At 71.8% G+C, this 20654-nt stretch carries 15 protein-coding genes and 1 pseudogene; 8 read left to right on the top strand and 8 right to left on the bottom strand.

Annotated features, from left to right (window positions below):
• Positions 1-141 precede the first annotated feature (141 nt).
• A complete protein-coding gene (locus FB554_RS14480) occupies positions 142-1626 on the top strand; it encodes a hypothetical protein (protein WP_142007099.1) in 1485 nt (494 codons plus the stop codon).
• 48 nt (positions 1627-1674) lie between these two features.
• Here the strand turns inward: FB554_RS14480 and FB554_RS14475 are convergent, their stop codons facing one another.
• Both FB554_RS14475 and FB554_RS14470 read right to left on the bottom strand, forming a co-directional pair.
• Entirely contained in the window at positions 1675-2472 is a 798-nt protein-coding gene (locus tag FB554_RS14475; protein WP_142007098.1) for a GTPase domain-containing protein, read from the bottom strand.
• A 118-nt stretch (positions 2473-2590) separates the two neighbouring features.
• Positions 2591-3238 carry a class I SAM-dependent DNA methyltransferase gene (locus FB554_RS14470; protein WP_142007097.1) on the bottom strand — a complete coding sequence of 216 codons (648 nt, stop codon included), beginning with the start codon at positions 3236-3238 and terminating at the stop codon, positions 2591-2593.
• A gap of 176 nt (positions 3239-3414) precedes the next feature.
• Between FB554_RS14470 and FB554_RS14465 the strand changes: the two genes are divergently transcribed.
• The 3 genes from FB554_RS14465 to katG all read left to right on the top strand — a co-directional run bounded on the left by FB554_RS14465 (position 3415) and on the right by katG (position 11803).
• A complete protein-coding gene (locus FB554_RS14465; RefSeq protein WP_142007096.1) occupies positions 3415-8958 on the top strand; it encodes an ATP-binding protein in 5544 nt (1847 codons plus the stop codon).
• 73 nt (positions 8959-9031) lie between these two features.
• On the top strand, positions 9032-9493 hold the full coding sequence (locus FB554_RS14460) for a Fur family transcriptional regulator (RefSeq protein WP_142007095.1): 462 nt from the start codon (positions 9032-9034) through the stop codon (positions 9491-9493).
• Between the two features lie 57 nt (positions 9494-9550).
• A complete protein-coding gene (gene katG / locus FB554_RS14455; RefSeq protein WP_142007094.1) occupies positions 9551-11803 on the top strand; it encodes a catalase/peroxidase HPI in 2253 nt (750 codons plus the stop codon).
• A 153-nt stretch (positions 11804-11956) separates the two neighbouring features.
• On the opposite strand, the gene FB554_RS14450 is transcribed toward katG, so the two are convergent.
• Entirely contained in the window at positions 11957-12649 is a 693-nt protein-coding gene (locus FB554_RS14450; protein ID WP_211344613.1) for an HAD family hydrolase, read from the bottom strand.
• Positions 12650-12757: 108 nt separating this feature from the next.
• Here FB554_RS14450 and FB554_RS14445 point away from each other — a divergent pair, with 108 nt between their 5' ends.
• The 3 genes from FB554_RS14445 (at position 12758) to FB554_RS14435 (ending at position 13795) form a co-directional block, all read left to right on the top strand.
• Positions 12758-13045: a DUF7218 family protein gene (locus FB554_RS14445; RefSeq protein ID WP_142007093.1), complete on the top strand. Its 288-nt coding sequence runs from the start codon at positions 12758-12760 to the stop codon at positions 13043-13045.
• A 73-nt stretch (positions 13046-13118) separates the two neighbouring features.
• Positions 13119-13466 carry a DMT family transporter gene (locus FB554_RS14440; RefSeq protein ID WP_142007092.1) on the top strand — a complete coding sequence of 116 codons (348 nt, stop codon included), beginning with the start codon at positions 13119-13121 and terminating at the stop codon, positions 13464-13466.
• Entirely contained in the window at positions 13466-13795 is a 330-nt protein-coding gene (locus FB554_RS14435; RefSeq protein WP_142007091.1) for a DMT family transporter, read from the top strand. The genes FB554_RS14440 and FB554_RS14435 overlap by 1 nt, the downstream gene beginning before the upstream one ends.
• A 159-nt stretch (positions 13796-13954) precedes the next feature.
• Here FB554_RS14435 and FB554_RS14430 read toward each other — a convergent pair whose 3' ends face one another.
• The 5 genes and pseudogenes from FB554_RS14430 to FB554_RS14415 all read right to left on the bottom strand — a co-directional run bounded on the left by FB554_RS14430 (position 13955) and on the right by FB554_RS14415 (position 19632).
• Entirely contained in the window at positions 13955-14872 is a 918-nt protein-coding gene (locus FB554_RS14430; RefSeq protein WP_236022159.1) for a trypsin-like serine peptidase, read from the bottom strand.
• Positions 14873-15075: 203 nt separating this feature from the next.
• Positions 15076-17085 carry a catalase gene (locus FB554_RS14425; protein ID WP_142007623.1) on the bottom strand — a complete coding sequence of 670 codons (2010 nt, stop codon included), beginning with the start codon at positions 17083-17085 and terminating at the stop codon, positions 15076-15078.
• Positions 17086-17402: 317 nt separating this feature from the next.
• Complete coding sequence (locus tag FB554_RS17680; protein WP_236022158.1) at positions 17403-17666, bottom strand: hypothetical protein; 264 nt, start codon at positions 17664-17666, stop codon at positions 17403-17405.
• A 402-nt stretch (positions 17667-18068) separates the two neighbouring features.
• Positions 18069-18254: pseudogene (locus FB554_RS17945) on the bottom strand (J domain-containing protein); the annotation flags it as partial.
• Between the two features lie 697 nt (positions 18255-18951).
• Positions 18952-19632 (bottom strand): hypothetical protein, encoded by a 681-nt coding sequence (locus FB554_RS14415; protein WP_142007089.1) that lies wholly within the window; start codon positions 19630-19632, stop codon positions 18952-18954.
• A gap of 170 nt (positions 19633-19802) precedes the next feature.
• Between FB554_RS14415 and FB554_RS14410 the strand changes: the two genes are divergently transcribed.
• Positions 19803-20597: an alpha/beta fold hydrolase gene (locus tag FB554_RS14410; RefSeq protein WP_142007088.1), complete on the top strand. Its 795-nt coding sequence runs from the start codon at positions 19803-19805 to the stop codon at positions 20595-20597.
• Positions 20598-20654: the final 57 nt, after the last annotated feature.

The following is a 20654-nucleotide window of genomic DNA, read 5'->3' as shown; positions in this document are numbered from 1 at the left end:
CTGATCGCACGGTCCGGCTGCCGGCGTACGCCCGTCTTTCCAGCGCGCGTCGTCTCGTGAAATAACGCCCGCGTTGTTGGATCGGGCATAACTCCACCCGCACATACTCAGGCTCTGGGGACGCTCCGCGGGAGGGAGTGGATGGTGTGGCAGCTGGGGCATCGTGGCAGATCGCGTCTGTTCGCCGCGACGGACCTGACCAGGTTCGAGGACGCAACCGTCGACTCGCGCGTGCGCACCGCCTGGCTGCTGCGCAGCTCTCGCCTGGCCTCGGAGTTCGGCAACGAGCCTGACCGGGCCTGGCTCGCGACCTTGCGCGACCCGGCCGTGCGCAGCACCCCGACGCTGACCCGGGTCGAGGACGGCAGCGGGAAGATCGGGATCGGGACGATCCACCGCTACGAGCAGCAGCTCGGCGTCACCGCCGGCGCCCTGCGCGGCGTCATCGACAGCATGACCCGCGCCCTGGACTGGCGGCGCCTGCGCGTCGTGGAGCCGGAGCGCGACCGGGCGCAGCGGGCGCGGCAGCTCAACGTGCTCGACGCGCAGATCATGGCCGGGCTCGCGACCGGTCGCACCTGGACCGACGCCGCCGACCTGCTCACCGGCGACGGCGGGCTCTCGATCCTCGACCGCACCCGCGAGGAGTGGCTGCAGACCCTGTGCAGCGAGCTGCTGCGCTCCACGCGGCTCGAGCAGGCCGCCCGGCTGGAGGCGCTGTGCCGGCTCGCCGCGGACCCCTCGCACGCCGACGCGGTCGAGCGCACCGTCCGTGACGTGGCCGGTCAGCCCGGCTGCCCGCGCAAGCACAACCTCCTCGACGTGCTCGGCGACTCCGTCGCCCCCGGCATCGTCACCCGCCTCGTCGACGACCTCGAGACCACCAGCGGCTCGGACCACTTCGGCGCCTATCTCGCGCTCAACTGCCAGCTGGCGTACGGCGAGACGGACCCGCTCGTGCGCACCCGGCTGCAGCGGCTGCTCGACGCGACCGTGCGCGACTCCGACGGCTCGCGCGCCGCGTTCGCCCGGTCGCTGCGTCGGCGGCTCGACTCACCCACCCCGGCCGGCCCGGCGAGCCCGGCCGCGGTGCGCGACACCCGGACGTACGTCCGCGCCGCCTATCGCGAGTCCGGCATGACCGACCCCGTGCTGCAGCGCCTCGTGCTCGAGGCGCTCGGTCACGACCACGCCGAGCGCCGCCACCACGCGGTCGTGCTGCTCGGGGCCAGCCCCTACCGCGACGTCATCGCCCGGGTCGCGCTGGACGCCCTGCGCTCGGGGTCGCTGAGCCCGCTCGCCCGGTCTCGGACGGCGTACATCGCGCGCGAGACGGCCGGGCACGAGGCGACCGACGCGCTCCTGCGGATGCTGCGCGACGGGAACCGCGAGCAGCGCGTGCTCGCCGCCTCCACCCTGCTCAGCTGGAAGCGCCCGCCGGACGGGCTGAGCCCCGCGACGCTGGCCGAGCGCACCGGCAGCCACGACCTCGGCATCGACGCCGCGGGGCTGTGGGGGCACGCCGACCTCGGCACGTTCGGCGCCGACGACCCGCGGGTGCGGTGGTGGGTGCACGCAGGGCCGATGGTCGACGACCGGGCCAGGGAGGCCGAGGTCGACGGCTGACCCACGCGCCGTCGACTGCACGCGCCCTCGACCGCACGCGGGGTCAGGTCACACGTGGCCGCTGAGCTGCGCCATGCGCGTCTCGAGCGCGCCCAGCAGCTCCTCGCCGCGCTTGTCCAGCGGGCCGTCGCCGCGCTGGGTGCTCACCGGCAGCACGTCGATCGACAGCCGGGCTCCGCCGGCGAGCGCGCGCAGCTCGTCGAGCTTGTCGCCGAACGGCGTGCCGCTGCCGGGGGAGTAGTAGCGCACGGCCTCCTCCACGTCACCGGCGAACAGGTCGGCCTTGGTCACCACGATCACCAGCCACAGCGGCCGGTCGCGGCGCACCGCCATCGAAGCGATGCGGTGAGAGGTGATCGCCCAGTCCTCGAGCTCGGCGGCCAGCTGCTCCTCGCGGGTGGCCTCGGCGGTGCCGCTCGTGCCACCGGTGCGCCGGGCCGTGGCGTGGCCGTAGGCGACGACGTGCAGCACCCCGTCGACCGGCTCGTCGTGGAACACCTCGTCCAGCGCGCCCAGCCGGGTCGCGGCGTTGTCGCCCGGCACCACGCGGAACCGGAAGCCGTGCAGCTTCGACGAGCGTCGCGTACGCCGCTCCATCACCGCCGACCCCACGTCCAGCGAGCCCTCGGGCGTGGCGCGTCGGGCCAGCCGGTCGGCCAGCTGCGTCTTGCCGACGCCGGTCATGCCGGTGACCGCCACGGTCGGGAAGCGGCGGCGCAGCACGTGACCGATCTGGGCGGGTGCGGCCGACAGCGCCGTGACGGCGCCTGCGATCGTCGTGCTCACGGCGGCGCGGTTGTGCCCGCCCAGCGCGGCGCGGCCGAGCTTGCCGGCGGATGGATTCATGGTGCTGACCTCTGCGGGGGTGCGTTCGTGCGTACGCCCCACCTCATCACATCGCCGCCGCGACCCCGCCCCGTCCCCGCCCACCCCGTCCCGTCGAGAGAGCGCCCCGGCAGGTCGCTCAGCCGCGCTGCGCGATGACGTACGCCTGTGCCTGCTCCTCGTCGGGCTCGGCCGGGCGCGTGGCCCGGAAGCGGACGACGAACCCCGCGTCGGTCAGCCGCCGCTCGACCTCATCGACCGACATCCACCAGATGTCGAACGCGACCCCGACCCGCGCCCCACCGCGACGGTGCCGGTCGTCACCCAGCTTGAACGCGGTGACCAGATGACCGCCGGGACGCACGACCCGGGCGAGCTCCGCGTAGGCGTCCGCGCGCTGGCCCGGCGGGAGATACATCAGCGAGTACCAGGCGACAGCACCCGAGAGGCCGGCGTCGGCGTACGGCAGCGCACGCAGGTCGGCGACGGCGAACTCCAGACCGGGCTGCTCTCGGCGAGCCACCCGGATCATCTCCGGCGAGAGGTCGACCCCGCTCACCTCGAAGCCGTGCCGTGCCAGATAGGGCGCGAGTCTCCCTGTGCCACAACCGATGTCGGCAACTTGTGGTGCAGATCCGTCGACACGACCCTGGGTCACCAGCTCCGCGAACAGGTCCAGCACCGCCCGGTCCACCGGCGCGCTCGCGAGGTGGTCCGCGAGGTGCGCGGCGTAGAGCTCGGCCAGCTGGTCGTGCGCCTCGCGCAGCTCCTCGAGCCCTTCACTCATGACCCGACCCTAGGCACGCTGACGACCGCGTCGGCGACCACCGCGCGCTGAGCTACCCGCCGGTTCGGCGTCGCCCCGCCGCCGACCGCGGCAAGGTGGCAGGCTGGCGACCTGCGCACCCACGCGCGCGCACGACGTACGACCGCCGCCGGCGAGGTTGTTGAAGGAGCCTGCCCATGTTCTCGCGCATTGCCATCGTCAACCGTGGCGAGGCCGCGATGCGTCTCATCCACGCGGTCCGCGACCTCAACGCCGCGGCCGGCCCGGACGGTCCGCACATCGAGACCGTCGCGCTGCACACCGAGGGCGAGCGTCGGGCGATGTTCGTGCGCGAGGCCGACCTGGCGTACGACCTCGGCCCGGCCGCGAACCGGCCCTACCTCGACTACGACGTGCTCGAGAAGGCGCTGCGCGAGACGGGCGCCGACGCCGCCTGGGTCGGCTGGGGCTTCGTCGCCGAGGACCCCAGCTTCGCCGAGCTGTGCGAGCGCGTCGGCGTCACGTTCATCGGCCCGAGCGCCGAGGCGATGCGCAAGCTCGGCGACAAGATCGGCTCCAAGCTGATCGCCGAGGAGGTGGGCGTGCCCGTCGCGCCGTGGAGCCGCGGCGGGGTCGACACGCTCGACGACGCCAAGGCGGCCGCGGCCGAGATTGGCTACCCGCTCATGCTCAAGGCGACCGCCGGGGGCGGCGGTCGCGGCATCCGCAAGGTGTCCTCCGACGCCGAGCTCACCGAGGCCTACGAGCGCACCCGCGACGAGGCCGAGCGCGCCTTCGGCTCCGGCGTGGTCTTCCTCGAGCGGCTGGTCACCGGCGCGCGGCACGTCGAGGTGCAGGTCATCGCCGACGGGCAGGGCAGCGCGTGGGCGATCGGCGTGCGCGACTGCTCGGTGCAGCGCCGCAACCAGAAGGTCATCGAGGAGTCGGCCTCGCCGCTGCTGGACCCCGACCAGGTCGAGGAGCTCAAGGCCAGCGCCGAGCGGCTCGCCGTCGCGGTCGGCTATGCCGGGGCGGGCACGGTCGAGTTCCTCTATCACCCGCAGGACCGCTTCTTCGCCTTCCTCGAGGTCAACACCCGCCTGCAGGTCGAGCACCCCATCACCGAGGTCACCACCGACACCGACCTGGTGAAGCTGCAGATCCACGTCGCCTCCGGGGGCCGGCTCGAGGGCGACAAGCCGGTCGAGGTCGGTCACGCCGTCGAGGCCCGTCTCAACGCCGAGGACCCCGACCGCGACTTCGCGCCCAGCCCCGGCAGGATCACCCTGCTCGAGCTGCCGGCCGGGCCGGGCATCCGGGTGGACACCGGTGTGGCTGAAGGGGATTCGATCCCCGCCGACTTCGACTCGATGATCGCCAAGATCATCGCCTTCGGCCGTGACCGCGACGAGGCGCTGGCCCGGCTGCGCCGCGCGATGTCCGAGACCACCGTCGTCATCGAGGGCGGCGCCACCAACAAGAGCTTCGTTCTCGAGCTGCTCGACGCCCCCGAGGTCGTCGGCGGCGAGGGCGTCACCTGGGCCGACACCGGGTGGATCGACCGCACCCGCGCCGAGGGTGGCCTGGTCACCACGCGCCACTCCGGCGTCGCGCTGGTCGCGGCCGGCATCGAGGCGTACGTCGCCGAGGAGGAGGTCGAGCGCACCCGCCTGCTCGAGACCGCCCGCGGCGGCCGCCCGCAGGTGCAGCACCGCACCGGCCGCGCGGTCGACCTGAAGCTGCGCGGCGCCCCGTACAAGGTCACCGTGTCGCGCATCGGCCCCACCCGGTACCGCGTGCTCGTCGCGACCGGCGCCACCGAGCAGACCGTCGACGCCGACGTCGACCGCATCAACGACTACGCCAGCCGCATCCGCATCGGCGGCCGCAACCACCGCCTCGTCACCGCCAACCACGGACCCGTGCAGCTGGTCGAGGTCGACGGCGTCACCCACCGGGTCAGCCTCGACGAGGGTGGCGTGCTGCGCTCACCCGCGCCGGCGCTGGTCGTCGCGACCCCGGCGGCCGTCGGCGACGAGGTCGAGGCGGGCGCCCCGGTGCTGGTGCTGGAGTCGATGAAGATGGAGACGGTGCTGCCCGCGCCGTTCCCCGCGCGCGTCAAGGAGCTGCTCGTCGCGACGGGCAGCCAGGTCGAGACCGGTGCCCCGCTCGTACGTCTGGAGCCGGTCGGTGACGGCGTCGCCGAGGCGGCCACGGCCGACGAGGAGGTCGACCTCGACCTGCCCGACGGCGACTCGATGCCGTCCACGCTGGCCGGCCGCGTCGAGCGGCTGCGCGCCGACCTGTCGGCGATGCTGCTCGGCTACGACGTCGACCCGCGCGACGAGGGCCGCACCCTCGCCGACTACCTGCGCGACGGCGAGCAGCTCATCGCCGAGGGCGCCACGCCGCTCGCCGAGGAGCTGGAGCTGGTCGGCACGTTCGCCGACTTCGCCGAGCTGTCCCGCAACCGGCCGGTCGGTGAGGACCTGCACCTGGAGACCCGGGTGCACAGCCCCCGCGAGCACTTCCACACCTACCTGCAGAGCCTCGACCCCGACCGCGGGGCGCTGCCCGAGGAGTTCCGCACCAAGCTCAGCCGGGTGCTGCGCCACTACGGCGTCGCGAGCCTGGACCGCACCCCCGAGCTGGAGCAGGCGGTCTTCCGCGTCTTCCTCGCCCAGCTGCGCTCGGCCCCCGACGTGCAGCTGGTCTCCAGCCTGCTGCAGCGCTGGATCGCCGAGCCGCCGCCGCAGCCGCCGCTCGACGCGGTCGCGCGCGACGTGCTCGACCGCCTCGTCGTCGCCACCCAGCTGCGCTTCCCCGTGGTCGGCGACCTCGCGCGCAGTGTGCGGTTCCGCTGGTTCGACCAGCCGCTGGTCGACAGCGAGCGGCGCAGCGTGCTCGGCGGTGTGCGCGACGAGCTGGTCGCGATCGCCGGCACCCCTGCCGGCCCCGACCGCGACGCGCGCATCGACGGGCTCGCCGCCATCCCCGAGCAGATCGTGCGCTTCCTCGCCGAGCACCTCGAGGGCGACCGGCTGCCCGAGGACGAGCCGATGCTGGCGGTGCTGGTCAAGCGGCACTACCGCGAGCACGACCTGCGCAACCTGCGCGAGCTGACCCTCGCCGCCCGGCCGTACGCCGTCGCCGACTACACCCTCGACGACCGGCCGACGCACCTGGTCACCACCATCGGCCGGGTCTCCGAGCTCGCGCCCGGCAGCGACCTGGTCACCGGCGTCACCGAGCAGCTCGCCGCCCGCCCGGAGGGCCACGAGGCGGTCGTCGACCTCTACCTCGCCTGGCCCGACGAGCCCGCGACGCCCGACGAGGCCGCCGCCGCGCTCGCCGAGCGGCTCTCGCAGCTGGACTTCACCGCCACCGTGCGCCGGGTCGCCGTCGCGGTCTGTCCCGACGAGGGGCGTCCGGTCGGCTACTTCACCTTCCGCCCGCAGCCCGACGGCTCGCTGGCCGAGGACGCCCTCATCCGCGGCGTCCACCCGATGGTCGGCCGCCGCCTCAACCTGTGGCGCCTCGCCGACTTCGACATCACCCGCCTCGACGCGCCCGAGGACGTGCTGCTCTATCGCTGCGTCGCCCCGGGCAACGAGTCCGACGTACGCCTGGTGGCCCTCGCGCAGGTCCGCCAGCTGGCAGTCGTGCGCGACGAGGACGGGAAGGTCGTGGGCCTGCCGCACGCCGAGCGCGCCATCGCCAACTGTCTCGAGGCGATCCGCCGGGTGCGCGCCGCGAGCACCGGCGAGCGGCTCGACCTGAACTACGTCTGGGTGCAGATCTGGCCGCCCATCGAGGCCGACCTCGACCAGCTCACCGCGCTGAAGTCCAAGATCGCCCCGCTCACCGCGGGCGCCGGCATCGAGGAGCTGCGCGTCGGCGGCCGCATCGCCGCCGCCGACGGCGAGGTGGTGCCGCTCGTCGCGCGCTTCCACTACCAGCCGGGGTCGGGTGTCGTGAGCTCCATCGAGGGGCCGCCGACCGAGCGCCTCGCCCCGCTCGACGACTACCAGCAGAAGGTCATCCGCGCCCGCCGGCGCGGCACGGTCTACCCCTACGAGCTGCAGTCGCTCATTGCCGGCGTGGGCGGCACCGCCCAGGAGTACGACCTCGACGAGTCCGGCCGGCTCGTCCCGGTCGACCGGCCGTACGGCCGCAACAGCTCCGGCATGATCGTCGGGGTCATCTCGACCCCGACCCAGCGATACCCCGAGGGCGTGAAACGCGTTCTGCTGTGCGGGGATCCGCTGCGCGCGCTCGGCGCGCTGGGCGAGCCCGAGTGCGCCCGGGTGATGGCCGCGCTCGACCTCGCGACCGAGCTCGGCGTGCCCGTCGAGTGGTTCGCCGTGTCCGCCGGCGCCCGCATCTCGATGGACTCCGGCACCGAGAACATGGACTGGGTCGCCAAGGCGCTCAAGCGCATCGTGGAGTTCACCCAGGCCGGCGGCGAGATCAACATCGTCGTCGCGGGCATCAACGTCGGCGCCCAGCCGTACTGGAACGCCGAGGCCACGATGCTCATGCACACCAAGGGCATCCTCGTGATGACGCCGGACAGCGCGATGGTGCTGACCGGCAAGCAGTCGCTCGACTTCTCCGGCGGCGTCTCGGCCGAGGACAACCACGGCATCGGCGGCTTCGACCGCGTCATGGGCCCGAACGGCCAGGCGCAGTACTGGTCGCCCAACCTCGCCGGCGCGCTCGGCATCCTCATGGCGCACTACGATCACGCCTACGTCGCCCCCGGCGAGGACGGGCCGCGCCGCGCACCGACCACCGACCCGGTCGACCGCGACGTGCAGGACTACCCGCACGACGCGACCGACTCCGGCTTCAGCACCGTCGGCGACATCTTCTCGGTGGCGAAGAACCCCGACCGCAAGAAGGCGTTCGACATCCGCACGGTGATGTCGGCGGTGGCCGACCAGGACCACGTCACGCTCGAGCGGTGGGCCGGCATGGCCGACGCCGAGACCTCGGTCGTCTACGACGCGCACATCGGCGGGTTCCCGGTCACGCTCATCGGCATCGAGTCCAAACCCGTTGCGCGGCGGGGGTTCCCGCCCACCGACGGGCCCGACGTCTATACCGCCGGCACCCTCTTCCCGCGGTCGTCGAAGAAGACGGCCCGCGCGATCAACGCCGCGCGCGGCAACCGCCCGGTCGTCGTGCTCGCCAACCTCTCCGGCTTCGACGGGTCGCCGGAGTCGATGCGCAACCTGCAGCTGGAGTACGGCGCCGAGATCGGCCGCGCGATCGTCAACTTCGACCGCCCGATCGTGTTCTGCGTGATCTCGCGCTACCACGGCGGTGCGTTCGTGGTCTTCTCCAAGGCGCTCAACCCGCGGATGACCGTGCTCGCTCTCGAGGGCTCGTTCGCGTCGGTCATCGGCGGTGCGCCGGCGGCCGCGGTCGTCTTCACCCGCGACGTCGACGCGCGCACCGCCAAGGACGAGCGGGTGACCAGCCTGGAGAGCCGGCTCGCCGAGGCGTCCGACACCGAGCGGGCGGCGCTCGCGACCGAGCTCGCCGAGACCCGCCAGGCCGTGCGCAGCGAGAAGCTCGGCGAGGTCGCCACCGAGTTCGACCGGGTGCACAGCGTGCACCGCGCGGTCGAGGTCGGCTCGGTCGACGAGGTGATCTCCGCGCAGCAGCTGCGGCCCAAGATCGTCGACGCGCTCGCGGCGGGGCTCGGTGTGGACCGCACCCCGCCCCAGGGGTGAGAATCCCTTCCGACGGGTGAGACGACCGGGAGGTATCTTGACTCGGTCCAATGAGTCGGTGAGGGTGGGTGCCGTGCCCCCCGAGCTCGACGAGACCGCCACGCTGCGCGCCGCCGGCCTGCGCGTGACGCGGCCGCGCGCGGCGGTGCTGCGCGCCGTCCGCGACCAGCCGCACGCCGACGCCCGCGCGCTGGTCGACCAGGTGCGCCACGAGCTGCCGGCCGTGTCGCGCCAGGCGATCTTCGACTGCCTCAACACCTTCGCCGAGCTCGGCCTGCTGCGGCGCATCCAGCCCGCCGGGTCGCCGGCGCGCTACGAGCTGCGCGTGGGCGACAACCACCACCACCTGGTCTGCCGCGAGTGCGGTGCGGTCAGCGACGTCGACTGCTCGGTCGGCGCCGCCCCCTGCCTCGAGCCGGCGCTCGACGCCGCCGCGCTCGGCCCGCAGGCCGGCGGCTTCGTCGTCGACGAGGCCGAGGTCATCTACTGGGGACGCTGCGCCCGCTGCGCCTCCGCCCACGCGAACCCCGCCTGACCCCCGAACGTTCCACCGACGTACGACACCAGCACCGCCCCACCGGAAAGGACACCGATGTCTGTCAACGAGTCCGAGCTCGACGAGAAGGTCGACGACACCACCGAGCTCGGCGAGATGAACGACGCCGACGCCGGCGAGGGCAAGTGCCCCGTCATGCACGAGCTGGTGAAGCCCACCCAGGGCGACGCCAACCAGCAGTGGTGGCCGAACCGGCTGAACCTGAAGATCCTCGCCAAGAACCCGCCGGCCCGCAGCCCCCTCGCCGACGACTTCGACTACGCCGAGGCGTTCCAGACCCTCGACCTCGCGGCGGTCAAGCGCGACATCGCCGAGGTGCTCACCACCTCCCAGGACTTCTGGCCGGCCGACTTCGGCAACTACGGCCCGCTGATGATCCGGATGGCCTGGCACAGCGCCGGCACCTATCGCACCGCCGACGGTCGCGGCGGCGCCGGCACCGGCCAGCAGCGGTTCGCCCCGCTCAACAGCTGGCCCGACAACGGCAACCTCGACAAGGCCCGGCGGCTGCTGTGGCCGGTCAAGAAGAAGTACGGCAAGTCGCTGTCCTGGGCCGACCTGATGGTGCTCACCGGCAACGTCGCCCTGGAGACCATGGGCTTCGAGACGTTCGGCTTCGGCGGTGGCCGGGTCGACGCGTGGGAGCCGGACGACGACGTCTACTGGGGCCCGGAGACCACCTGGCTCGGCGACAAGCGCTACACCGGTGAGCGCGACCTGGAGAACCCGCTGGCCGCGGTCCAGATGGGTCTGATCTACGTCAACCCCGAGGGCCCGAACGGCGAGCCCGACCCGGCCCGCGCCGCGATCGACATCCGCGAGACCTTCGGCCGGATGGCGATGAACGACGAGGAGACCGTCGCGCTGATCGCCGGCGGCCACACCTTCGGCAAGACCCACGGTGCGGCCGACCCGTCGGACAACGTCGGTCCGGAGCCGGAGGGCGCCGGCCTCGAGACGGGCGGCCTCGGCTGGATCAGCTCGTTCGGCAGCGGCAAGGGCCGCGACGCCATCACCAGCGGGCTGGAGGTCACCTGGACCCCCACCCCGACGACGTGGGACAACAGCTTCTTCGAGGTGCTGTTCGGCTACGAGTGGGAGCTCACCAAGAGCCCCGCGGGCGCCCACCAGTGGCAGCCCAAGGACGGCGCCGGCGCGAACACCGTGCCCGACCCCGAGGACGGCTCGCTCACCCGCCCGCCGACCATGCTCACCACCGACCTGTCGCTGCGGGTCGACCCGGCGTACGAGAAGATCTCGCGCCGGTTCTACGAGAACCCGCAGGAGTTCGCCGACGCGTTCGCCCGCGCCTGGTTCAAGCTGACCCACCGCGACATGGGCCCGAAGGTGCGCTACCTCGGCCCCGAGGTGCCCGCCGAGGACCTCATCTGGCAGGACCCGGTGCCGGCGCAGCAGGGTGCCGTCGTCAGCGACTCCGAGGTCGCCGACCTCAAGGAGCGCATCCGCGCCACCGGCCTGTCGGTGAGCGACCTGGTCAAGGCCGCGTGGGCCTCGGCCGGCAGCTTCCGCGGCAGCGACAAGCGCGGCGGCGCCAACGGTGCTCGCGTGCGCCTCGAGCCGCAGCGCAGCTGGGCGGTCAACGACCCGCAGCAGCTCGCCGCGACGCTGGACAAGCTCGAGGGCGTCGTGTCCGACTTCAACGGCGCGGGCGGGGCGCAGGTCTCGCTCGCCGACGTGATCGTGCTCGCCGGTGGTGTGGGTGTCGAGGAGGCCGCGAAGGCCGCCGGCACCGAGGTCGCCGTGCCGTTCACCCCGGGCCGCACCGACGCCACCGAGGAGCAGACCGACGCCGAGAGCTTCGACGCACTCGAGCCGACGGCCGACGGCTTCCGCAACTACGACCGGGGCGACACCGTCCTCCCGGCCGAGTACGCCCTCATCGACCGGGCGAACCTGCTCGGTCTCACCGCGCCCGAGATGACCGTGCTCGTCGGCGGTCTGCGGGTGCTGGGCGCCAACACCGGCGACTCGCAGGTCGGCGTCTTCACCGACCGCGTCGGTCAGCTGACGAACGACTACTTCGTCAACCTGCTCGACCTCGGCACCTCCTGGAGCGGGGAATCGGGCGCCGACACCTTCCAGGGTCAGGGTGCGGGCGGCCAGCAGTGGACCGGCAGCCGCGCCGACCTGGTGTTCTCGTCCAACTCCGAGCTGCGCGCCGTGGCCGAGGTCTACGCCAGCGACGACGCGCAGGAGCAGTTCGTGCGCGACTTCGTCACCGCGTGGGTCAAGGTCATGGAGGCCGACCGCTTCGACCTGCACCGCTGACCCCGCCGCCCAGGTGAGCCGGGCATGAATGCCCAGGTGAGCCGGGCATGAAACCCGGTTACGGTCGTTTGACCCTGATGCATTGAGGTCAAACGACCGTAACCCGGTTTCATGCGTTCGGGGGGCGGGGCGGGGGCAGGTGGGGCAGGTGGGCTAGACCCGGGGGTCGGCGTCGCCCACGTCGCGCAGCACCGGGTCCCAGTCGAAGCCGACCAGGTCGCCCGGGCCGTCCACGATCGCGTCGGCCTCGGCGAGCTCGGTGTCGGCGAAGCCGCCGGAGCGCACGGCCACGCAGGCCAGGCCGGCGCGGCTGGCCGCCTCGATGTCGTACGGCGTGTCCCCGACGAGCACCGCGCGCCGCGCCGGCACTTCCTCCAGGGTCACCGCGAGCAGGTCGGGCTGCGGCTTGGACTCCTGCGCGTCGGCCGAGCTGGTCAGCGCCTCGACGAGCGACTCGGCGCCGAGCTGCTGCATGGCCTTCTCGGCGAACCTGCGCTCGCCCGACGACGCCAGCGCGGCCGGGATGTCCCGGTCGGCGAGGTCGCGCAGCAGGTCCTGCGCGCCGGGCAGCGGACGCACCTCCCCGCTCAGCGGCTCGAACTCCTCCTCCCACGCCGCGCGCAGCGCGTCGCCCAGCCGCTCCTCGACCTCGTCGCCGCCGACCGCGCCGACGAGCTTGTCGCCGCCCATGCCGACCGACCGGTGGATCCGCCAGAAGGGGAAGTCCAGGTCGTGCCGACGGAAGGCGCGCTGCCAGGCCAGCGCGTGGTGATAGGTGCTGTCGACGAGGGTGCCGTCGATGTCGAGAAGCACCAGGGCAGAACGGGGTTCGGACGCAAGACTCACCCGAGCACGGTAGGCGGCTCCCGGCGTGCGGCACCACACCCGAGCGAGCGGTTGAACGCCCCGGGAGCCGGTGCGACCGTAGGAGGAGGACCCCTGGAGGAGGACGTCATGCCCAGCGACAAGTCCCGGCGCGAGGACCCTGGCCCCTCGGTGAAGGACGACGAGGTCTACGAGGCCCTGCGCGATGAGGGCGCCAGCAAGCAGAAGGCCGCGCGCATCGCCAACGCGGCGGCGCGCTCCTCACGCTCGGAGGTGGGCCGCCGCGGCGGCGAGTCGGAGAGCTACGACGAGTGGACCAAGGACGAGCTGCTCGAGCGCGCGCAGGAGATCGGCGTCGAGGGTCGGTCGACCATGTCCAAGGACGAGCTGATCGAGGCGTTGCGCTCGGGTCAGTAGCCGCCCGCCGGTCGTTCGCTCCGCCGGTGCGACCGCCCGCCGGCGCGCGGTCGCGCCGTGCGATCGTTGCGGCATGAGGCGGTGGCTGCTGCTGGCAGGGGCGATTGGGTGCGAGGTGTCGGCCTCGCTGTCGTTGAAGGGGGCGCTGGACCGGCCGGCGCTGTACGCCGTCGTCGCCGTCGGCTACGTCGCCTCCTTCGCCTTCCTCGCCCTCGTGCTGCGCGCGGGCATGCCGCTCGGCGTGGCCTACGGCATCTGGGGCGCGGTCGGCGTCGCGCTGACCGCCCTCGCCTCCACCGTGCTGTTCGGCGAGCCGCTCACCGCGCTGATGGGTGTCGGCCTGGCGCTCGTCTGCGCCGGCGTACTCGTCGTCGAGCTGGGCTCGCAGGCCGCGCAGCGCCGCGCCCACGGGGCGGCGTGATGGCGTGGGCCTTCCTCGTCGTGGCGATCGTCTGCGAGGTGTTCGGCACCGCGTCGCTGCGCATGGCAGCGCTCGGCGAAAAGCGTTGGTACGCCGGCGTGCTCGCGGGTTACGCCGTCGCCTTCACCTGCCTCAGCCTCACGCTGCGCGCGGGGATGCCGCTGGGGATGGCGTACGGCGTGTGGGCGGCGGTCGGCGTCGCGCTCACCGCCCTGGTCTCGCGCGTGGTGTTCCGCGAGCCGTTCAGCGGTCTGATGGCCGGCGGCATCGCCCTCATCGCCGGAGGGGTGCTGCTGATCGAGCTCGGCGCCACGACGCCGATCGAGTAGGCGACAACGACAAACGCCGGTCGAGTAGGCCCGTGAGGGACGAGCGGGCCGTATCGAGACCAGTCCTGCGGGGGACTGGGTCTCGATACGGCCTCGGCTAGCGCCTCGGCCTACTCGACCGGCTTGAGCCGGCCTACTCGACCAGCGTGGGGGATCGGGTCAGCTGGCCGCGGCGGTCGTGTAGACCGAGCGGACGGTGCTGCCGAAGTACGGGCCGTACATCGTGTTCGGGTCGGCGTTGTACTTGAAGGAGTTCACCGAGTTGAGCACGCCGTTGGTGAACCAGCCACCGCCGGAGGAGCCACCGGTCATGCTGCACGGCAGGCCGTGGTCGGTCGAGCCGCCGAAGGTGTCGGTGGTCGAGGTGCCCGAGCACTTCCACAGGCGCTGGCCGTCGTAGGGCGAGGCGGCCGGGTAGCCGTAGGACTCGAACGGCAGGCGGTAGCCGAGGTCGAAGCCGATCTGGCGGCCGCCGACGACCTGGGTCAGGCTCTGGCCGCTGGTGTTCTCGGCCATGACGGCGAAGCCCACGTCGTAGTTGAAGTCACCGGAGTTCTTCCACTGCGTGGTGGTCAGCAGCGTCTCGGCGACCCAGGTGCCGTACGGGCGCGAGCCGTTGTCGTACGCCGGGACGAACGCGAAGTTCGTGGCGTAGGCGCCGGGGCCCTCGTTGAGGCAGTGGCCGGCGGTGGTCACGACGTCGCCGTTGCCGCTGTTGGTCGCGGTGCCGGAGCAGACGTAGTTGGCGCCACCGAGGGTGAAGAACACCTTGCCGAGGGTCGGCTGCGGCGCGGCCTGCACGGCCTCGGCGCCAGCGGTCGGGGCGACAGGCTTGCCCTTGAGCGACTTCTTCAGCTGGCCCTTGTTGGACAGGTCACGCGGCTTGGCGCTCTTCATGCGCTCGGGCGTCCAGTAGTCACGGACGCGCTGCTGGTCGGCCTTGGTGGTGGCGGCGGCCTTGCGCTCGACCGACGGGTTGGTGTCGGGGTCCGCCGGGGCGCTGCTGGCGGGACCGGCCAGACCGACGCCGAGGGTGAGGGCGCCGACGGCACTGAGCAGGGTCATGCTCTTCTTCATCACTGACTGTCCTTTGCTTCCAGGGGAGTCACCTGGGTCGCCCCGACGACCTGCAGGCTGTGAGACGACGTTAGGAAGCGGACCGTCTGGGGAGGGTCTGGCAAAGGTCAGGACTTGGCAAGGAAACGACGTGCGGGGTGGGGACACACCTGCGCCCTGGTCCGAAAGGGTGAACGTGACCAGGGCGCAGGCGGTTCCGGGGACTACTCGCTGACCGGGCGCTCCCAGGCGCGCAGCTGGGCGCACTCCTGCACGAAGCTCGTGGCGTCCGCGGCCGAGGAGATCGTCGGCGTGGTGTCGTCGAGCTTGTCGGCGAGACCGACCGCCTCGACGAGCGGCGTCGCGTCGGGCCCGAGGCCGATGAACTTGTAGTGGTTGAACGCGTCGTTCAGGAAGTCCTTGGCCGCCGGGTCCTTCGCGAGCTGCTGCACGCCCTCGGCGGACGGCACGATCGCGACCGCGTCGAACAGGACGGACGGCGCACCCTTGAGCAGCTCGTCGCCCTCGAGGTGGCTGCCGTCGGACAGCTCGGCGCCGCCGACCTTGGGCGCGACCACGGTGACCATCGCCTTGGCCTTGGTGAACGCGTCCTGCAGACCCTTGACGAGCTTGGCGTCGCTGCCGTCGGTCACCAGCAGCCCGAGCTTGCGCCCGGCGAAGGTGTTCGGCGGGTCGGCCAGGATGCTCAGCGCGGGCGAGGCCGGCAGGTCGGTGCGCACCGGCGCGAACGGCTCGCTCGCCTCGGGCAGCGGCAGGCCGAGCCCGTCGGCGATCTGGCTCGCGAGGTCCTCGTCGACGTTGCGCAGGTTCGCGACCACCCGCGAGCGGATCTGCGGGTTCTTCACCTTGCTGAGCTCGAAGGTGTAGGCGTCGACGATGTGCTGCTGCTCGACCGGGGTCTGGCTGATCCAGTACACCCGCGCCTGGCTGTAGTGGTCGGCGAACGACTCGGGCCGGATGCGCCGGGTCTCGCCCTCCACCTGCGCCTCGAACGAGCGGAAGCTCGCCTCCTGCGGACGCGGCTCGGCCCGCGGCCCGGTGACGTCGTCGGGATAGCCGTTGGGCTCGTACGCCACCGGTCCGGTCTGCGGGACCTCCGTCTGCATGTGCCCGTCGCGCTGGAAGTGCGCGACCGGGCACTTGGGCGCGTTGATCGGCAGCTTGGTGAAGTTGGTGCTGCCGAGGCGGCTGAGCTGGGTGTCGAGGTAGGAGAAGTTGCGGCCCTGCAGCAGCGGGTCGTTGGTGAAGTCGACGCCCGGGACGATGTTCTGCGTGCAGAACGCGACCTGCTCGATCTCGGCGAACTCGTTGTCGACCACGCGGTCGAGCGTGAGCCGGCCGATGACGCGCAGCGGCACGTCCTCCTCCGGGATGATCTTCGTCGGGTCGAGCACGTCGAACGGCAGCGAGTCGGCGACCTCGTCGTCGAACAGCTGCACCGCGAGGTCCCACTGCGGGAAGTCGCCGGCGGTGATGGCGTCCCACAGGTCGCGGCGGTGGAAGTCGGGGTCGGCGCCGTTGATCTTGACGGCCTCGTTCCACACGACCGACTGGGCGCCCTGCTTGGGCTTCCAGTGGAACTTCACGAACGTGCTCTTCCCGTCGGCGTCGACGAACCGGAAGGTGTGCACGCCGAAGCCCTCCATGAAGCGGAAGGAGCGCGGGATCGCCCGGTCGGACATCTGCCACAGGGTCATGTGGGTCGACTCGGGCATGAACGAGACGAAGTCCCAGAAGGTGTCGTGCGCCGACTGGGCCTGCGGGAAGCCGCGGTCCGGCTCCTCCTTGACCGAGTGCACGAGGTCGGGGAACTTCATCGCGTCCTGGATGAAGAAGACCGGGATGTTGTTGCCGACGATGTCCCAGTTGCCCTGCTGGGTGTAGAGCTTCACCGCGAAGCCGCGCACGTCGCGGGCCAGGTCGAACGAGCCGGCGCGGCCGGCGACGGTCGAGAACCGGACGAACGCCGGGGTCTTGGTGCCCTTCTTCTGGAACAGGTCGGCGACGGTGATGTCGGAGAGCGACTCCAGCGTCTCGAACGTCCCGTGCGCGCCGTAGCCGCGGGCGTGGACCACGCGCTCGGGGATGCGCTCGTGGTCGAAGTGGAAGATCTTCTCGCGCAGCACCTGGTCCGACAGCAGGGTCGGGCCGCGGTCGCCGGCCTTGAGAGAGTTCTGGTCGTCACTGATCGGGACGCCCTGGGCGGTGGTCATGACCTCGCCGTTGCGAGGCAGCTGGTGCAGCTCGCCGCCGTTGCCGACGACAGCCTCCGGGCGCTCGTCGCTCTTCGATGTGGACGACTTGCGAGGGGTTGCCACGAATAGCTCCTGTGAATGTCGTGGTTGACCGGACGTGGCGACCGTAGGCAGGACCACGGCTGGTGGGGAAGACCCACAGGGGTGATTCGGGCCCGCCCTCGCCGCCCGACCTCGCCCGTCGCCGCGCCTGGCCGGTGCCCCGCCGAGCGGTCCACCGCTGAGCGGTGCGCCCGGGCGCACGTGTCTGCGGAGGTCCGCGAGGGCGTACGGGGTTATCTACCGGTGAAGAATCGATGCCGCAGTTCGACGGCGGCGACGAAGGCGAGCAGCCAGGCCGTGACCATTGCACCGGTGATGGCATCCGTCCGGGTCCAGCACCACCACGCGAACAGGGTCAGGATGGCGGCATAGGGCAGATAGAGATTGCTCAAGAGTCCGCCGCCGGCGGCGCGCCGGCCACCGGTCGCGTACGCCAAGACGCTGAGAACAGCAAGGAAGACGGCGTTGGTAACCGCGGCGTCGGCGTCCTGGAACACCCATCCTCCGACGATGAGGAGGAGCGCGAACGCGACGCTTAGCCCCACGAGGAGTCTGGTGCTGACCCGCGCAGGCCGTGCGCCAGCGCGGTCAGCCGGAAGGCGGCCCCACAGCGGGCCCCTGGGAGCTGGTGGGGCGTACCCGGGTACAGGGAACCCCGGTGTTGGCATGGGAGGGGGTTGTTCCCCACCGGGCTCCCAGGGATATCGGGGCGCAGGGTCGGGTCCGGGCTGTGGGTCAGCAGGCCACGGTTGCTGGTTTCCCGCCGAGCTGGCAGCAGACGGCTGTGAGACATCGGCCCAAGATGTCTCGCGGCCCCAGTCGTCCACGACGGGCTGCTCAGCCTCCGGAGCCGAAGCCTGTTTCTCCCGCTCCCGAGCGAGGCCGCGATCGTACTCGGACCGGCGCCCGGGGCTGCTGAGAACGGCGTAGGCCTCGTTGAGGCGCGCCATGGCCCCCTCTGCACCCGCGCGATCAGGGTGGATGTCCTTGGCCTTGAGCCGGTACGCCGCCCGGATCATCGATGCGCTGGCCGTGGGTTTGAGGTCCAGGACGTCGTAATAGTCCGGCTCGGTGGAACCGGTCACCCTGTCCACCCCGGATGCGCGAGCTGAGCCCGGTCAACCCGGAGCCGGTAGGTGACCAGTTCGACTACCCAATGGGTGGTGTCACGGTGGTGCGCTGCCTGCACCACGCATGCTTCTCGATCATCGAGGCGTAGTCCTGAAACGGTGTGGCGCTGCCCACCGTTCCATTCGAGAGCCTCCGCCGAGAAGTAGCGAGGGGATCTGACCCGTCCCACGAACGATCGCCGGACCTTCGCTGGAAGGAACGCGATCTCATCTAGCGCTGGTTCGTGGGTTCCGCCAAGCTCGGCGTCGACCGCACGAGAGGCATCCATCGGAACGTCACCCACTCGGCGGCCGGGGGTCTCGACTGCGAGATAAGTCTCCGTCTCGGCATGGCGATATGCCCCTTGTGCGCGAAACCTTCCATCGGGCAGCGCTAGCAGATCCTGCTCCAGGCGGACGACCACCACTCCCTGGGCGCCTGCAAGCCAACCGATGCGAAGCCGGTAATGCCTGGTGCCACGCCGCCGCACCCGGGGGTCTGTCGTCACCGCGGACGCGACGCGTGCACCTAGGTTCGTGGGTAGAGCGACCCCCAGCGCATCGATCTGGATGGGGGCGCCGCCCCAGTCAGCATCAGCGAGGTTTCGGCTGCCGGTCTCGTCGCGTGGGAGTCCATGAGAGACGGGGCCGCTAGAGCGGCGAACCAGCCCGGTCATGAGGGCAGTTCTGAGCGGCCGTACGAAGGCAGCGCCATGCCGGCTTGGGTGACGCGCTGCTGCCACCCGGGCGGAATCCAGGCGAAGGATGTCAGCTGCGGGTGCTGTGGGTATAGCTGGTGAGCCCATAACGTGAAAACCAGTTCGGCCCACTCCGACTCGACCAGCCAACAGATAGCGCCACGGTCAGAGTTTCCGGACAGCATCGAGACCCCCGGTGCGACCACTTCCATGCCCGTGATTGCGGACAAGACCCAGGGGTGCATCCCGGTGGGTTCTTGAAGGTAGAAGCCGTGGGTGCTGACGAAGATCCGGCCCGAGGCGATTGGGCGCCACTGCTGGGCGGCGGCACTGGCCGCGGCGGCCTTCCGACGCGAGTTGCCAACGGCCCGCGCGGCTGCGAAAGCTCCGGTCAGCGCGAGTCCGCCCGCGCCCGACGCGAAGAAGAAGCTTGAATCGTGGTGGTAACTGCCGTCTCCCGCTGAACAGAACTCGCGCAGTACGACGCCACCGTCCGCCAGAACCCGCTCCCCCGGGCCAAGGTGAGGTCGGAACATTGTCGGTATCGGAGGCCTTTCGGCGAGGCCGCCGCGCTCCAGGCGCTGGTTGATATCGATCGTGTGCCAGACCGCTGCGTCGTGCGTAGACAGCGCAGCGGGTGCGTTCTTCCGCCCCATGACGTCGTCTCCCCATCCGTACGTACTGCCCTAGGGCAGACGCTAATCAAGTCCGGGCGTGCGGTGGGAGTTGTTGCACAACGGTTCACGGCTCGGATGCCCGGGCGCACGTGCCTGCGGAGGTCCGCGAGGGCGTACGGGCTGGTGCTGGCTCGGGCATGCTGGAGGGCATGGCGACGCTGAGCACCGAGATCGTCGGCGAGGGCACCCCCGTCGTGGCGCTGCACGGATTCGGACCCGACCGGCGGCTGATGGCCGGGATGCTCGAACCGGTCCTCGGCGAGCTCGACGGGTTCCGCCGGGTTTATCTCGACCTGCCGGGGTGCGGCTCGTCCGCCGCACGCGAGATCCGTTCCACCGCAGACGTTCTCGCAGCCGTCGAGCAGACCGTTGCCGACGCGGTCGGGGCCGAACCGTTCCTGCTGGTGGGGGAGTCCTACGGCGGCTACCTCGCGACCGAGCTGACCCGGCAGCGGCCCGACCAGGTGCTCGGCCTCGCGCTCGTGTGCCCCGTCGTGGTGCCGATGCACGCCGACCGCACCGTGCCCACGCACACGGTCATCGAGCGCGACGAGACCCTCATGTCCTCCCTCGACGCCGACGAGCTCGCGACCTTCGAGCCGCTGGCCGTCGTGCAGACCCGGGAGACGTTCGAGCGGTTCTGCGCCGAGATCGGGTCCGGGCTCGCCACCGCCGACGACGAGGCGCTGGAGCGGATCCAGTCCGGCGGCTACGCGCTGCCGGAGTGCGAGGCGCTGTCGTACGACCGCCCCACCCTGATCCTCACCGGTCGCCAGGACTCCGTGGTCGGCTACGCAGACCAGTGGGCGCTGCTCGAGCGCTTCCCGCGCGCCACCTTCGCGGTGCTCGACGCCGCCGGTCACAACGCCCAGATCGAGCGCCCCGACGTCACGAGCGTCCTGCTGCGCGACTGGTTGGCGCGCTGCGCGCACGCCGCGCGCTGAGAGTGCGCGACACGCCCACTCCGGCCCCGCCGGATGGGCCACTTGCGCACTCTCAGC

This window comes from Barrientosiimonas humi, assembly GCF_006716095.1.
In the GTDB taxonomy this organism is placed as follows: Bacteria; Actinomycetota; Actinomycetes; order Actinomycetales; family Dermatophilaceae; genus Barrientosiimonas; species Barrientosiimonas humi.
Note: the sequence above shows the minus strand (reverse complement) of the source record. Positions and strands in the feature narration are given on the sequence as shown.

What these genes read in the sequence shown, in the direction of transcription:
- FB554_RS14480 (WP_142007099.1), top strand. Translation starts at nt 142, where the DNA reads ATGGTGTGGCAGCTGGGGCATCGTGGCAGATCGCGTCTGTTCGCCGCG.
- FB554_RS14440 (WP_142007092.1), top strand. Translation starts at nt 13,119, where the DNA reads ATGAGGCGGTGGCTGCTGCTGGCAGGGGCGATTGGGTGCGAGGTGTCG.
- FB554_RS14475 (WP_142007098.1), bottom strand. Translation starts at nt 2,472, where the DNA reads ATGAATCCATCCGCCGGCAAGCTCGGCCGCGCCGCGCTGGGCGGGCAC.
- FB554_RS14430 (WP_236022159.1), bottom strand. Translation starts at nt 14,872, where the DNA reads ATGAAGAAGAGCATGACCCTGCTCAGTGCCGTCGGCGCCCTCACCCTC.
- FB554_RS14410 (WP_142007088.1), top strand. Translation starts at nt 19,803, where the DNA reads ATGGCGACGCTGAGCACCGAGATCGTCGGCGAGGGCACCCCCGTCGTG.
- FB554_RS14415 (WP_142007089.1), bottom strand. Translation starts at nt 19,632, where the DNA reads ATGGGGCGGAAGAACGCACCCGCTGCGCTGTCTACGCACGACGCAGCG.
- katG (WP_142007094.1), top strand. Translation starts at nt 9,551, where the DNA reads ATGTCTGTCAACGAGTCCGAGCTCGACGAGAAGGTCGACGACACCACC.
- FB554_RS14435 (WP_142007091.1), top strand. Translation starts at nt 13,466, where the DNA reads ATGGCGTGGGCCTTCCTCGTCGTGGCGATCGTCTGCGAGGTGTTCGGC.
- FB554_RS14465 (WP_142007096.1), top strand. Translation starts at nt 3,415, where the DNA reads ATGTTCTCGCGCATTGCCATCGTCAACCGTGGCGAGGCCGCGATGCGT.
- FB554_RS14425 (WP_142007623.1), bottom strand. Translation starts at nt 17,085, where the DNA reads ATGACCACCGCCCAGGGCGTCCCGATCAGTGACGACCAGAACTCTCTC.
- FB554_RS14470 (WP_142007097.1), bottom strand. Translation starts at nt 3,238, where the DNA reads ATGAGTGAAGGGCTCGAGGAGCTGCGCGAGGCGCACGACCAGCTGGCC.
- FB554_RS14445 (WP_142007093.1), top strand. Translation starts at nt 12,758, where the DNA reads ATGCCCAGCGACAAGTCCCGGCGCGAGGACCCTGGCCCCTCGGTGAAG.